This window comes from Embleya sp. NPDC050493 (assembly GCF_044458105.1).
In the GTDB taxonomy this organism is placed as follows: Bacteria; Actinomycetota; Actinomycetes; order Streptomycetales; family Streptomycetaceae; genus Embleya.
In genome coordinates this window covers 143,225-156,317 of the sequence record NZ_JBITHP010000026.1, presented here as the reverse complement: position 1 = coordinate 156,317, position 13,093 = coordinate 143,225, and the positions used below count along the sequence as shown (strand labels likewise).

Annotated in this window: 13 protein-coding genes; 9 read left to right on the top strand and 4 right to left on the bottom strand. The window is 70.7% G+C overall.

Annotated features, from left to right (window positions below; all coding sequences use genetic code 11):
* Nucleotides 1–172: 172 nt before the first annotated feature.
* Together ACIBM5_RS36515 and ACIBM5_RS36510 are read right to left on the bottom strand one after the other, a co-directional pair.
* Nucleotides 173–1,108, bottom strand: a complete 936-nt coding sequence (locus ACIBM5_RS36515) for a hypothetical protein (protein ID WP_396011002.1) — start codon at nt 1,106–1,108, stop codon at nt 173–175.
* Nucleotides 1,109–1,191: 83 nt separating this feature from the next.
* Nucleotides 1,192–1,797 (bottom strand): rhomboid family intramembrane serine protease, encoded by a 606-nt coding sequence (locus tag ACIBM5_RS36510; protein WP_396011001.1) that lies wholly within the window; start codon nt 1,795–1,797, stop codon nt 1,192–1,194.
* A gap of 53 nt (nt 1,798–1,850) precedes the next feature.
* Here ACIBM5_RS36510 and ACIBM5_RS36505 point away from each other — a divergent pair, with 53 nt between their 5' ends.
* On the top strand, nt 1,851–2,513 hold the full coding sequence (locus ACIBM5_RS36505) for a UbiX family flavin prenyltransferase (RefSeq protein WP_391586677.1): 663 nt from the start codon (nt 1,851–1,853) through the stop codon (nt 2,511–2,513).
* A gap of 159 nt (nt 2,514–2,672) precedes the next feature.
* Here ACIBM5_RS36505 and ACIBM5_RS36500 read toward each other — a convergent pair whose 3' ends face one another.
* Nucleotides 2,673–2,807 (bottom strand): hypothetical protein, encoded by a 135-nt coding sequence (locus tag ACIBM5_RS36500; protein WP_020556503.1) that lies wholly within the window; start codon nt 2,805–2,807, stop codon nt 2,673–2,675.
* Between the two features lie 180 nt (nt 2,808–2,987).
* On the opposite strand from ACIBM5_RS36500, the gene ACIBM5_RS36495 reads away from it, so the two are divergent.
* The 6 genes from ACIBM5_RS36495 to ACIBM5_RS36470 all read left to right on the top strand — a co-directional run bounded on the left by ACIBM5_RS36495 (nt 2,988) and on the right by ACIBM5_RS36470 (nt 9,231).
* Entirely contained in the window at nt 2,988–3,446 is a 459-nt protein-coding gene (locus tag ACIBM5_RS36495; protein WP_026219445.1) for an Lrp/AsnC family transcriptional regulator, read from the top strand.
* Between the two features lie 59 nt (nt 3,447–3,505).
* Complete coding sequence (locus ACIBM5_RS36490) at nt 3,506–4,465, top strand: threonine/serine dehydratase (protein WP_396010999.1); 960 nt, start codon at nt 3,506–3,508, stop codon at nt 4,463–4,465.
* An 80-nt stretch (nt 4,466–4,545) separates the two neighbouring features.
* Nucleotides 4,546–5,709: an aminofutalosine synthase MqnE gene (gene mqnE / locus ACIBM5_RS36485; RefSeq protein ID WP_391586678.1), complete on the top strand. Its 1,164-nt coding sequence runs from the start codon at nt 4,546–4,548 to the stop codon at nt 5,707–5,709.
* Nucleotides 5,710–5,800: 91 nt separating this feature from the next.
* The gene (locus tag ACIBM5_RS36480; RefSeq protein ID WP_396010998.1) at nt 5,801–6,868 is read left to right on the top strand and encodes an SUKH-4 family immunity protein; all 1,068 of its coding nucleotides are present in this window, start codon (nt 5,801–5,803) and stop codon (nt 6,866–6,868) included.
* 177 nt (nt 6,869–7,045) lie between these two features.
* Nucleotides 7,046–7,348 carry a DUF4229 domain-containing protein gene (locus ACIBM5_RS36475; protein ID WP_396011006.1) on the top strand — a complete coding sequence of 101 codons (303 nt, stop codon included), beginning with the start codon at nt 7,046–7,048 and terminating at the stop codon, nt 7,346–7,348.
* 560 nt (nt 7,349–7,908) lie between these two features.
* Nucleotides 7,909–9,231: a dicarboxylate/amino acid:cation symporter gene (locus ACIBM5_RS36470; RefSeq protein ID WP_396011005.1), complete on the top strand. Its 1,323-nt coding sequence runs from the start codon at nt 7,909–7,911 to the stop codon at nt 9,229–9,231.
* 61 nt (nt 9,232–9,292) lie between these two features.
* On the opposite strand, the gene ACIBM5_RS36465 is transcribed toward ACIBM5_RS36470, so the two are convergent.
* Nucleotides 9,293–10,366 (bottom strand): helix-turn-helix transcriptional regulator, encoded by a 1,074-nt coding sequence (locus tag ACIBM5_RS36465; protein WP_396010997.1) that lies wholly within the window; start codon nt 10,364–10,366, stop codon nt 9,293–9,295.
* Nucleotides 10,367–10,437: 71 nt separating this feature from the next.
* On the opposite strand from ACIBM5_RS36465, the gene ACIBM5_RS36460 reads away from it, so the two are divergent.
* The gene (locus tag ACIBM5_RS36460) at nt 10,438–12,177 is read left to right on the top strand and encodes an MFS transporter (protein WP_396010996.1); all 1,740 of its coding nucleotides are present in this window, start codon (nt 10,438–10,440) and stop codon (nt 12,175–12,177) included.
* Nucleotides 12,178–12,565: 388 nt separating this feature from the next.
* Complete coding sequence (locus tag ACIBM5_RS36455; RefSeq protein ID WP_396010995.1) at nt 12,566–13,084, top strand: GNAT family N-acetyltransferase; 519 nt, start codon at nt 12,566–12,568, stop codon at nt 13,082–13,084.
* The last annotated feature ends 9 nt before the right edge of the window (nt 13,085–13,093 follow it).

The window sequence follows — 13,093 nt, the reverse complement described above, 5'->3', positions numbered from 1 at the left end:
ACCCCCCCCCGCGCGGCCCGCCCCCCTGTTGGTGGGGGCCCCCCCCCCCCGCCCCGGCCCCCCCCCCCCCCCCCCCACACCCCCCCCCCCCCCCCCCGGGCGGGCCCCCCCCCCCCCCCGCCCGCCCCCCCCCCCCCCCCCCGGGGCCGGGTGACCGGCGGACCCGTTCACATCAGGCCGTCTTGTCCTCGCCGAACATGCCGCCGCCGAAGGACTTCAGGAGGCCGTTGAGGTCGACCGTGTCGCCGGGCGCCGGGGCCTTGGGGGAGACGCCGCCGGTGAGCTTGGAGTACTTGAGGTCGAGGGTGACCTCGTTGGTGCCGTCGCTCTTGTCGTCGGCGGTGACCCGGATCGGGAAGGGCTTGCCGTTGGCCGCGACGTAGATGGTCACGGTCGTGCCGTCCTCGTCCTTGGAGATCAGCGGGATCACCTTGGTCCCGTTGATCTCCGTGGTCGGGCCCTTGGTCATCGGCCGCTTGTCGTCCGGGTCGGCGGAGTCGTCCGAGTCGGAGTCCGAGCCGAACAGCCCGTCCAGCGACGGCGTGCCGCCCTTGAGCAGGTCCTGGCCGAGCTTGCCGGTCTCGGCGCCGCCCAACTTGATGTACTTGCCCTCGACGAGCTTGGCGCCCTCGGCGAACATCTTGGTGAACTGCTCGCCCAGCGCCTTGTCCTCGGCCGACTCCGGCTCGCCCGACGCGGCCTCGGCCCGCTTGCCCAGGTCCAGAACGGTCTGGACGGTGCCCGGCGCGATCTTGACGTACGTGGTCTTGTCGACCGCGATCAGGTCCAGGGCCTTGTTGTCGAGGGTGATTTTGCCCTCGGCCTGCTCACCGGTGCCGATCTTGATGTCCACGCCGAGCGGGAGGTCGTAGACCTTTCCGGTGCCCTCGATGCGCAGGTTCGAGAGTTCCTTGAAGCCGGTCTCGGCCTGCTTGGACAGCGCCTCCACGGTCAGCGCCTCGTTCGAGGGGCCCTTGGGGTCGAGCGCGTCGCCACCACCGGCGGCCGCGGGCTTGAACGGATCTCCCGAAGAGGACTCGCCACAACCGGCGGCGAGCAGGACCAACGGTACGGTCAGGGCCGCGGCGGATATCCGGAGCGAACGCACAGGAAAACTCCCGGTCGAGGAACGAGAACAAAGAAGTTTGCGAGGAAGACCTACCCGCATCGTATGCAGCGATGTCCACCGCGTTATCCGATGGGAAGGTCCGCGGGCGAGAGGTGTGACACATCGCGTCGACGACGGAAGGCCAGTGCCGCCGACACGCCGCCGATCAACCCGAACAGGTGGCCCTGCCAGGACACTCCCTCCGCGAGCGGGGTGACCCCCATCGCGAACGAGCTGCCGTACAGCCCCAATACGGCGAAGCCGATCAGCACGTCCAGCACCCGGCGGTCGGCGAACCCGCGCACGATCAGGTAGCCGAACAGGCCGAAGACCAGGATGCTCGCGCCCGCCGTGTTGGTTCCGGCCGGCGCGGTCACCCACACGCCGAGACCGCCGATCACGGTGATCGTGAGCAACACGGCGAGGAAACGGGTGATCCCGCGCAGCGCGGCCAGGAAGCCGAGCAGCATCAGCGGGAAGGTGTTGGCGACGATGTGTCCGGTGCCGAAGTGCAGGAACGGCGCGCTGAGGATGTCCGGCAGTTCGTCCGCCCGCCGAGGTGTCACGCCGTGGCCGAGCAGCGAGTCGTCGGTCGTGTAATTGATCAGCTGGACGGCCCAGACCGCGCCGATCAGCACTGCGGTGACCAGGGCCGCGTCGCGGACTCCCGACACGGATATGCGGGACATGCACACCCCTCCCCTGCGGTAGGCAGTACCGCTACGAAGCCACAATAGGAGGCATGGACCAGGAGCGGGACAGTACGGGACGACGCCCGTGGACAGTCGGCGTATCGGGGGCATCGGGCACGCCGTACGCCGCGGCGGTGCTGCGCGGGCTGTTGGACGCGGGCGAGCAGGTGGACCTCGTGGTCAGCCGGGCCGCCCGGTTGACCCTGCTCGACGAGACCGGCATCGCCTTCCGGGACGCGCACTGGCGCGACGACCTCGCCGCGTGGACCAAGCTCGACGAAGCCGCCCTCGACCGGGTCCGCTACTGGTCGGCCGGCGACCTGGGCGCGGGACCGGCGAGCGGTTCGTATCCGGCCAAGGGCATGGTCGTGGTCCCGGCCAGCACGGCCTCGGTCGCGGGCATCGCGATCGGGCTGTCCAAGGATCTGCTCCAACGCGCCGCCGACGTCACGCTCAAGGAGCGCCGCCCGCTCGTGCTGGTGCCGCGCGAGACCCCGCTGACCGGCACCACGCTGCGCCACCTGGTCCGGCTCGACGACGCCGGCGCGGTGATCCTGCCGGCGTCCCCGGCCTTCTACGCGGGCGCCCAGGACGTCCAGCGCCTGGTCGACTTCGTCGCGGGCAAGGCGCTGGACGCGCTCGGCGTCGCACACACCCTGTATCGACGCTGGGACGGCGAACTGGGCGGCGCCCGACGCGAGGCGGGCGGGTGAGGCACGGCGGAAGACCGCCGGTCGGCGCGCCCCGCTCGGACAACGCCCACGCTCGCCCGCACGCCCGCACCCACCCGGACGGCCGCACCCGGTCGGACAGACCAAAAAGGCCCCCGTGGTGACGGGAGCCTTGGCGGTCTTGCCGGATCTGCCGAGCGATCAGCGCCCGGACTTGCGGCGGCCGACCAGTCGCTTCACACGCTTGAGCGTGTTCGACGGCTGGGTGGCACGTGAGCGTTCCGCAATGGCATGCAGTTCCTGCATGTGTGCGCGGGCCATCTCCAGGGTGTACACGGTGTTGTCTCCCCACGAGTCGTCATCGGAGGCTTGTAGCTCCCGATGCCTTTGATTCTAAGGGCTAGAATCAAAATCGTCCAATGAATTACAGGCCACACGCGGGTTTGCACCTTCGTCATGTCACAGACCCCCGGTGGCCTCCCGGTGGACACCATCGATTACCTGGAGGAAACGGACATGGATGCCGTCGACCGCAAGCTGATCCAGGCGCTGCGCGGCAACGGGCGGGCCTCGTACGCCGAGCTGGGCCGACTCGTCGGCCTGTCCGGCCCGAGCGTCACCGATCGCATCAACCGGCTCGAACAGGCCGGCGTGATCACCGGCTACCGGGCCTCCGTCGACCCGGTCTCGCTCGGCCTCGGGGTGACCGCGCTGATCGGGATCCAGCTCTCCGACGCGGCCGATCACGACGACGTCAGCCGCCGGCTGCGCGACCTCGACGAGATCGAGGACTGTTGGTTCATCGCCGGCGACGACTCGTTCATGCTCAAGGTCCGGGTCTCGGACATGGAGGGCCTGGAGAACGTGGTCCGGCGCCTGTCCGGCACCCGGGGCGTGGCCCGCACCCGCACCACCGTGGTGCTCTCCACCAAGTGGGAGTACCGCGCGGCCGAACTGCCCGAACCCACCGAGTAGGCACGGCCGGGTCCGAAAGGGTTGCCGGTCCGCCGGCGGCCCCTCATAAGGTGGCAGGCATGACGAACCTGGTGACGCTCCAAGACCTGGAGGCCGCACGGAAGCGGATCGCGGGCACGGCGGTACGGACCCCGCTGCTGCCGTCCCTGCACGGTGACGACGACCGCCCGCTGTGGCTCAAGCCGGAGAGTCTCCAGCCGATCGGCGCGTTCAAGATCCGCGGCGCGTACAACGCGATCGCGGCCCTGACCGACGCCGAGCGCTCGCGCGGGGTCGCCGCACACTCCAGTGGCAACCACGCGCAGGCGGTGGCCTACGCCGCCCGCCTGTTCGGCGCCAAGGCGGTGATCGTGATGCCGGACACCACCCCGCGAGTCAAGATCGAGGCCACCCGCGCGCTGGGCGCCGACGTGGTCATCGTCACGCCGGACCGGCGCGACACCGCGGCAGGCGAACTGGCCGCCGAGCACGGCTACGCGCTCGTGCCGCCCTACGACGACGCGCGGATCATCGCCGGCCAGGGCACCGCCGGCCTGGAGATCGTCGAGGACCTGCCCACCGTGGACACCGTGCTGGTCCCGGTCAGCGGTGGCGGCCTGATCTCCGGCATCGCCGCCGCGGTCAAGCTGAGCAGCCCGCACACCGCGGTGATCGGCGTCGAGCCGGAACTGGCCGCCGACGCCGCGGAGTCCTTCCGTACCGGCGTGCGCACCACGTGGTCCACCGCCGACACCTACCGCACCATCGCCGACGGCCTGCGCACCACCTCGGTGGGGGTGCTGCCGTTCGCCCACATCCAGGCCTACGTGGACGACATCGTCACGGTGACCGAGGAGCAGATCCGCGAGGCGATGCGCTTTCTGGCCCGGCGCGCCCGCCTGGTCGCCGAGCCCGCCGGTGCGGTGGCCACCGCGGCCTACCTCTTCCGCAAGGACGCGCTGCCCGCCGGCCGCGAGCACGTCGCCGTGGTCAGCGGCGGCAACGTCGACCCGGCGCTGTACGCCGAGGTGATGGCCTGAGCGAGCGCCCGGTGACCCGGGCGTAACCTCGTAGCAGCCGTGCAGCGGCAATCGTGAAGACCTAGAGGGAGTGCCGACACATGGACGCGGGCCTGCGCAGGGAGATCGAGGACAAGGTTTTCGCCGGGGAGCGACTGAGCCGTGAAGACGGCATCGCGCTCTACGCGAGCGACGACCTGGCGTGGCTCGGCGGACTCGCGCACCACGTGCGGACGGTGAAGAACGGCGACAAGGTCCACTTCAACGTCAACCGCCACCTCAACATGACGAACGTGTGCAACGCGTCCTGTGCCTACTGCTCGTTCCAGCGCAAGCCGGGCGAGAAGGACGCGTACACGATGCGCATCGAGGAGGCCGTGCGGCTCGCCAAGGAGATGGAGCCGGACGGGATCACCGAACTGCACATCGTCAACGGCCTGCACCCGACCCTGCCGTGGCGCTACTACCCCCGGTCGCTCAGCGCGCTCAAGGAGGTGCTGCCGAACGTCGCGCTCAAGGCGTTCACCGCGACCGAGATCCACTGGTTCGAGAAGATCTCCGGCCTGTCCGCCTCGGACATCCTCGACGAGCTGATGGACGCGGGCCTGGAGTCGCTCACCGGCGGCGGTGCGGAGATCTTCGACTGGGAGGTCCGGCAGCACATCGTCGACCACGACACGCACTGGGAGGACTGGTCGCGGATCCACCGGCTCGCGCACTCCAAGGGCCTCAAGACCCCGTGCACGATGCTCTACGGCCACATCGAGGAGCCCCGGCACCGGGTCGACCACGTCATCCGACTGCGTGAACTCCAGGACGAGACCGGCGGCTTCCAGGTCTTCATCCCGCTGCGCTACCAGCACGACTTCCACGACAGCAAGGACGGCATCGTCCGCAACCGGCTCCAGGCCCGGACCAACATGGCCACCGGCGCCGAGGCGCTCAAGGTGTTCGCGGTCTCCCGGCTGATGTTCGACAACGTCCCGCACGTGAAGTGCTTCTGGGTCATGCACGGCCTGGCCACCGCGCAACTCGCGCTCAACCACGGCGCGGACGACCTGGACGGCTCGGTCGTCGAGTACAAGATCACCCACGACGCGGACGACTTCGGCACGCCGAACAAGATGACCCGCGACGACCTGCTCGACCTCATCCGGGACGCGGGCTTCCGCCCGGTCGAGCGCAACACCCGCTACGAGACGCTGCGCGAGTACGAGGGCCCGGACCCGGCCCGGCGCGACACGCCGCAGCCGATGAAGCTCTGACCCGGCCCGGCCCGGCGCGCCACGCCGCGGCCGACGAAACTCCGACCCGGCCCGGTCGAACCCGATCGGCCCGAGGCGGGAGGGTTGCCGTATGCCTGACACGTTGCGGATCGCGATCACCGCGCAGGACGCCCGGGAGTGGTTCGGCGAGGTGGTCCGCCACGACCTGCCCGGGATCGGGCACGAGCCCACCCGGCGCTTCCTGGCCGAGGTGGGCCTGCCGCGCGAGGCCGCGCTGATCCGATTCGATCCGGGCGGCATCCGGGACGGCCTGATCGTGCTCGGCACGTACGGCTCGCCGCGCACCTCGGCCCGGGCGGTGCTGCTGGACGGCGCGACCGGTCGGATCCTCGGCGAGGAGCGGTTCGGCGACCCGACGCCGATCTCGACGGACGTGTCCACCCTGGTGCGCAACGCCGGCCTGGTGGAGGCGATCCGCACCGGCCGCGGCCCGGTGCGCACCGGCGAGGAGCTGATCGATCTGCTCGGCGAGACCGAACCCGAACTGGATCCCGGGCACTCGTTCTGGCACACGTCCTTCGCGCTGTGGCAACTGCGCCGGGCGGCGGTGCCGGGCGAGGGCCTGGCGGTGCGGATCACCCCCGCGATGCTCGACCTGGTGTACGAGAACGAGTTCTCCGGCTACGAGGAACGCCAGTTGCCCGCTGCGATCACGCACGAGCCGACCCGGCGCTTCCTGCTCGACATCGGGCTGATCGACGCGTGGGCGTACCTGGACATGCGCAGCGACGACAAGCCGCTGCCGACCCTGGCCGAGTTGATCGCCGAGCGCCGGGCGGACTGGGACGACGAGCCGGAGCCGCCGGCGGACGCGGAGCACCTGGTCGTGCTCGGCTATGTCAGCGAGGACGGCGACCTGCTCGTGGACGGCCGCACCGGTGTGGTCCGGCGCTGGTACACCGGTGCCGACGAGCCGGAGATGGACACGCTCAACACCGACCTGTCCGCGCTCGCCTTCACCATGTGGGTGATCGGACGGATGCACCGACAGGGCGAGCGGTTCGGAATCGGCATCCACGACGTGTGGGAGTCGATCGTGGTCGACCTGCTGTCCTCGGTGGATCCGCTCGCGTGGGCCGAGCCGGGCAGCTACTGGGAGAACATGATCCTGGACGGGATCAACGGGCTGGGCCCGTGACCCGGCCCGTGGCTCGGCCGGTGACTCGGCCGGTGGTCCGACCGGGATCGGGCCGGCCGGACTGCGAGGAGGGACCCGGCTCTGCGTTCCGCACACGGGATGCTTGACTGGAGGGGACGGCTCGACTCGCGTCCGCCGCCACTCGTACCGCTCTGGCTAGGGGAACCGAAGGTGACCATGTCGAATCCCGCGCTGCGTTACTCGCTCTATCGGCTCGGCATCTTCGCCGCTTTGTTCGCCGTGGTCATGGTCGTGTTCGGGCTCTTCGACCTGAACGGCCGCGGGAACGTGTTCATCGCGATCGCCATCGCGGCGGCCGGATCGGCATTGATCAGCTACCGGTTCCTGAACGCGGAGCGGGACGCGATGTCCGAGGCGCTGTACGAGCGCATGCAGCGGGCGAAGCAGCGCATCGCCGAGGACAACCGCGCCGAGGACGAGGCCGTGACGCCGGTCCGGATCGCCAAGGAAGCCTCCTGAGCCGTTCGGGCCTCGGGGGCTCGTCGGCCGTTTCGGCCGTGTCGGCCGAGTCGGCCGCGTGTGTCTCGTGGGCTGCGCAAGACCTCCCGGATCCGGGGGAATGCGCGGCCGGTCGGGCGCCGGGGAAGCGTCTTGAGCGCTTAAGCGAGGTGTGGCCGGCGGTGTCCTTGGGTGTCCGGCGGTGTCCGTTCCGTAATTCTTTGCGTTTATCGGTTTAGTGTGGCTATCCTCGCTCCCATGATTGGTGCAGGCGACACGCAGATGACGCACGCGGCGGTGGGTTTCCCGCTCGTGTCCCGTCGTCATGTCGACCTGGGCCGTTGCGCCACCGCGCTGTGTCGCGGCTGACCGCCGCCGTGCCCCTGCCGGGCTGACGCCTTCACGCTCGTCGCCCCGGCCGCCCGCACGCCGGCCATCTGCGGCCGTTCTGCGCGAAGTAACGCTTCCTCGTAGTCCTTCCTGCGGGCACTCGTGTGCCTATTGATGCGCAGGTCGGCGGCCGCTCCGTACCGCCACCCCCGTCCCCACGGTGCCCGTTCAGGAGCCCTGCCTTGTCTGCTGTGGATTCACTCAAGTCCCTGAGGAAAACCCCCTTCTGGGCCCAGATAGCCGCCGGCCTCGTGCTCGGCGTGGTCCTCGGCTTCATCGCCAAGGAGTACGGCGTCTCGTGGCTGACCCAGACGCTCGACCAGATCGGCACGATCTTCGTCCAGCTGCTCAAGCTGGCCGTACCGCCGCTGGTGTTCACCGCGATCCTGGTCAGCGTCGTCAACCTGCGCAACGTCAACAACGCCGCCCGGCTGGCCGCGCGCACGCTGATGTGGTTCCTGATCACGTCGCTGATCGCGGTCGCGATCGGCCTCACCATCGGCCTGGTCACCAACCCGGGCGACGGCTTCAAGCTGCCGGCCGACCCGGGCAAGGCGCCGAAGACCAACGGTGACTGGCTCGACTTCCTCACCGGCATCATCCCGACCAACATCGTCACCGCGTTCTCCGAGGTCAAGGTTCTGCAGATCGTCTTCCTGGCGGTCGTGCTCGGCTCCGCGATCCTGTCGGTCGGCGCCAAGGCCGAACCGCTGGTCAAGGGCGCCGAACTGGTCCTGGAGATCATCCAGAAGGCGCTGTGGTGGGTGATCAAGCTGTCCCCGCTGGGCACGCTGGGTCTGATCGGCACCTCGGTCGCCACCTACGGCTGGGACCTGATCAAGCCGCTGGGCACGTTCACCGCCGACATCTACATCGGTTGCGCGCTGGTGATGTTCGTGGTCTACCCGCTGCTGCTGGCGCTGGTCGGCAAGGTCAACCCGCTGAACTACTTCAAGGGCGCGTGGCCGGCCATCCAGCTCGCCTTCGTCTCGCGCTCCTCGGTCGGCACGATGCCGGTCACCCAGAAGGTCACCGAGCGCCTCGGCGTCCCGAAGGACTACGCCTCGTTCGCGGTGCCGTTCGGCGCCACCACGAAGATGGACGGTTGCGCCGCGATCTACCCGGCGATCGCCGCGATCTTCGTGGCCGAGGTCTACGGCGTGAACCTGGGCATCAAGGAATACCTGCTGATCGCCTTCGTCTCGGTGATCGGTTCGGCGGCCACCGCCGGTCTCACCGGCGCGATCATCATGCTGACCCTCACGCTCAGCACGGTGAACCTCCCGCTGGCAGGCGTCGCACTGCTCCTGGCGATCGACCCGATCCTGGACATGATGAGGACCGCCACGAACGTGGCCGGGCAGGTCGTGGTGCCGATCCTGGTCTCCGCTCGGGAGAAGACGCTGGACCTGGAGATGTACAACAACCCGCGTGATCTGGAAGCCCCCGACGAGCCGGTCACCCCGCACGTCCCGCTCCAGAAGACGGCGGAGCGCGAACCGGTCTCGGTCTGACGCTCCCGCTCGACCGGCGCCCCCGATCCCCTCGTGCCGAAGGGGTCGGGGGCGCCGTGTGTCAGCGCGCGGGAGCGGCGGTCGCGACTTCCTCGGCCGCGGGCCCCGCGGGCCCGACCGGCCCGGTGGGTGCGGTGGGCCCGGAAGGCCCGGCGTCGGCCGCGTCGATTGCGTCGGCGCTCGGGGTCGCGCCGGTGTAGCGGTGGGCCAACCGTCGGATGTAGGCGACCAGTTCGGGCGGGTCCTCGACCTCGAAGTCGGCGTCCAGCAGGCTGATGTAGACGGCCAGGTTCTCGATGCTGGACGCACCGGTCTCGAACACGCAGGTGTCGTCGTCGACCACCGCGAACGAGCCGAAGGCCGGCGGGACCCGGTCGGCCACCGAGGCGATCGGCGCGCGCACCAGCACCCGGGCCCGGACCTGTCCACGCGCGCTCTCCACGCCCTGGTTCACGAAGGCCGCCACGTCCCCGTCGGCGGGCAGTTCGCGCGGCGTGAAGCGGGGGCCGTGCGGCGGGCGCGGGGTGATCCGGTCCATCCGGAAGGTGCGCCAGTCCTCCCGCTTGATGTCCCACGCGACCAGGTACCAGCGACCCATCCGGTGCACCAGCCGGTACGGCTCGACCACCCGCGAGGTCTCCTTGCCCTCGTGCGAGCTGTACCGAAAGCGCAGCTGCTCGTGGTCGCGGCAGGCGCCGGCCAGTACGGTCATCACGTCCATGTCCACGGCCGGACCGGTCTGGCGGACCGGGACGGTGTACTTCTGCAATGCCTTGACCCGGCGGTGCAGTCGGGACGGAAGCACCTGGTCGAGCTTGGTGAGCGCGCGCAGCATCGCCTCGTCCATGCCGTCCACGACGCTGCCGGCGGCGATCCGCAGGCCGACCACGATGCTGACCGCCTCCTCGTCGTCCAGCAGCAGCGGCGGCAGCGCCTTGCCGGCGCCGAGCCGATAGCCGCCGACCACGCCGCGCCGCGCGTGCACCGGATAGCCCAGGCTGCGCAGCCGCTCGATGTCGTAGCGGACCGTGCGCCCGCTGACGCCGAGTCGTTCGGCGAGTTCGGGGCCGGTCCAGTCGGGCCGCGTCTGCATGAGCGAGAGCATGCGCAACAGTCGCGCGGAGGTTTCCAACATGCGCCGAAGTCTGCCGGCTCCCGGCTGAAACAGGAACGGATGCTGCCTGATTGACCTCTAGCTTGGGAGACGTGGAAAACAGCGGCGAGAAGACCCTCGCAACCCCGGTCTCCCAGTCCTCCGTAGGCCCCAAGCAGCGCTGGCTCGGACTTCTGGCGGTGCTGGCCGCCACCTTGATGAACCTGCTCGACTCCAGCGTGGTGGGCGTCGCGGCGCCCGCGATCCGGCGGGATCTGGGCGGCAGTTATGCCAGTCTCCAGTGGATCGCGGCCGGCTACACGCTCGCTCTCGCGGTGGGCCTGCTCACCGGCGCGCGGCTGGGCGACATGTACGGCCGCAAGTTCATGCTGATGGTCGGCGTGGTCGGCTTCGTGGTGCTCTCGGTGGCCTGTGCGGTCGCCTGGTCGCCGGAGACGCTGATCGTGGCGCGGGTGCTCCAGGGGTTGTTGGGCGCGCTGATGATCCCGCAGACGTTCGGCCTGATCCGGGACCTGTTCCCGCCGGCCGAGATCGGCAAGGCGTTCGCGGTGTTCGGCCCGGCGATCGGGTTGTCCACGGTGTTGGGGCCGATCGTCGCGGGTGTGCTCGTGGACGGTGACGTGTTCGGCACCGGGTGGCGGATGATCTTCCTGATCAACGTTCCGCTGGGTGCGTTCGCGCTGTTGATCGGCGGCCGGATGTTGCCGCAGGCGCCGCCGAGCGAGGCCGGCGGCCGGCTCGACGTGCTGGGCATGGCGCTCGCCGGGGTCGGTACCTTCATGCTCGTGCACCCGCTCGTCCAGGGACGCGAACTGGGTTGGCCCACCTGGTCGTTGGTCGAGTGCGCGGCGTCGCTGCCGGTGCTGGCCGGGTTCGCGGTGTACCAGCTGCGGCGCGAGGCGGCGGGACGGGTGCCGCTGATCAGGCTCGGCGTGTTCCGGCGCCGGTCGTACGCCTCGGGCGTCGGGTTCGTGATGGTGTTCTTCGGGGCGATCGTCGGGATCTCGATGGCGGTCGGCCTGTTCCTCCAGCTCGGCCTGGGCTACAGCCCGACCCGGGCGAGCCTGACGATGGGCGCATGGGCACTCGGCGCGTTCGTCGGGTCCGGCCTCAGCGGCGCGGTGATGGGCAAGCTGGGCCGGCGCATCCTGCACATCGGGCTGAGCGTGATGGCGGCGGGCATCGCCTGGATGTACCTGGTCTTCGCGGACGCCGGGGTGGGCATCGGCACCGGTGACCTGCTCGCGCCGCTGGCGCTGTTCGGCCTCGGCATGGGGATGATCTTCGTACCGGTCTTCGACATCATCATGGGCGAGGTCGAGGACCACGAGGTCGGCTCGGCGTCCGGGGCGCTCGAATCCCTCCAGCAGCTCGGCGCGTCGCTGGGCATCGCGGTCCTGGGCACGGTGTTCTTCGGCGTGATCGGCGCCCAGGCCACCCACAACTTCGACGAGAACGCGGCACCGAAGCTGCGCACGGAGCTGACCGCGGCGGGTGTTCCGGCGAGTACCCAGGACGCGATCGTGGCCGGGCTGCGGGCGTGCGTGGACGCCCGGGAGAACGCGACCGACCCGGACCGGCTCCCGGCGAGCTGCACGAGCATCCCGGTCACCCCGGCCTCCGCCGCGGCGGTCGCGAAGGCGGGCGCCGACACGCACACCCGCTCCTCGGTCGACGCGGTCGAGCGCACGACGCTGTTGGCCCTCGGGCTGACGGCGGTGGCCTTCGCCCTGGGCTTCCTGCTGCCCAAGCGGGCCCGGGAGCACATGCCCGCCCAGTCGGACGCGGCGCCCGCCCCCACCCCGACCCACCGCGAACCGGCGCTGACCTGACCCCCGAGCCCACCACCGAGCGGGGGGGGGGGGGGGGGGGGGGGGGGGGGCGGGGGGGGGGGGGGGTGGGGGGGGGGGGGGGGGGGGGGGGTGGGGGGGGGGGGGGGGGGGGGGGGTGGGTGGGGACGCCCCCCCCCCCCCCCCCCCCCCCCCCCCCCCCCCCCCCCCCCCCCCCCCCGCCGCGCCCCCCCCCCCCCCCCCCCCCCCGCCCCGCCCCCCCCCCGCCCCCGCCCCCCGCCGCTCGGCGTTTTTCGACGGTGCCGAGTCAGCCCACGGGCGGCCGGGAACGGAACTCGGAGGCACCCTGCGCTTCACCGAGCTGCGCAACGACGTCCGGGGCCGCACGCCGAAGGTTCGGGCATCGAGGGATGCGCGCGAGAATGGTTGTATGACAACGCCCGTCCGGCTTTCCGCGATCGACCTCGTCACGTACACCCCCGGCTTGGCCGCGCTGCTCGTGGACGCGGTCGAGGACGGGGCCGGGGTCGGCTTTCTCGCGCCGCTGCCGATCGACGCCGCAGCCGAGTGGTGGGCGGCCCAGGGGATCGAGATACGCAGCAATCGCACCGTGATGTGGGCGACCTCGGACCACGAGGGCGTCACCGGGACGATCCGGCTCCGATTCGCCGGCATGCCGGACAGCCGGCATCGCGCCTCGGTGTCCGGGCTGATGGTCCACCGGCGCGCCCGAGGAAACGGACTCGCCCGCGAACTCCTGTCCACGGCGGAGCAGTTCGCGGCAGCGGCGGGCCGCAGCCTGCTCACCCTGGACACCCCGACCGGCGGCGGCGCGGAGCATCTGTACAAGAGCGCCGGCTGGATCGAGTCGGGCGCCATCCCGTCCTATGCCGCGGACCCGTCGGGCGTGCTCAGGTCCAGCACGATCTTCCACAAGTACCTGGGCTGAGCCGGACGG

What these genes read in the sequence shown, in the direction of transcription:
- ACIBM5_RS36510 (WP_396011001.1), bottom strand. Translation starts at nt 1,797, where the DNA reads ATGTCCCGCATATCCGTGTCGGGAGTCCGCGACGCGGCCCTGGTCACC.
- ACIBM5_RS36505 (WP_391586677.1), top strand. Translation starts at nt 1,851, where the DNA reads ATGGACCAGGAGCGGGACAGTACGGGACGACGCCCGTGGACAGTCGGC.
- ACIBM5_RS36495 (WP_026219445.1), top strand. Translation starts at nt 2,988, where the DNA reads ATGGATGCCGTCGACCGCAAGCTGATCCAGGCGCTGCGCGGCAACGGG.
- ACIBM5_RS36490 (WP_396010999.1), top strand. Translation starts at nt 3,506, where the DNA reads ATGACGAACCTGGTGACGCTCCAAGACCTGGAGGCCGCACGGAAGCGG.
- mqnE (WP_391586678.1), top strand. Translation starts at nt 4,546, where the DNA reads ATGGACGCGGGCCTGCGCAGGGAGATCGAGGACAAGGTTTTCGCCGGG.
- ACIBM5_RS36480 (WP_396010998.1), top strand. Translation starts at nt 5,801, where the DNA reads ATGCCTGACACGTTGCGGATCGCGATCACCGCGCAGGACGCCCGGGAG.
- ACIBM5_RS36475 (WP_396011006.1), top strand. Translation starts at nt 7,046, where the DNA reads ATGTCGAATCCCGCGCTGCGTTACTCGCTCTATCGGCTCGGCATCTTC.
- ACIBM5_RS36465 (WP_396010997.1), bottom strand. Translation starts at nt 10,366, where the DNA reads ATGTTGGAAACCTCCGCGCGACTGTTGCGCATGCTCTCGCTCATGCAG.
- ACIBM5_RS36455 (WP_396010995.1), top strand. Translation starts at nt 12,566, where the DNA reads ATGACAACGCCCGTCCGGCTTTCCGCGATCGACCTCGTCACGTACACC.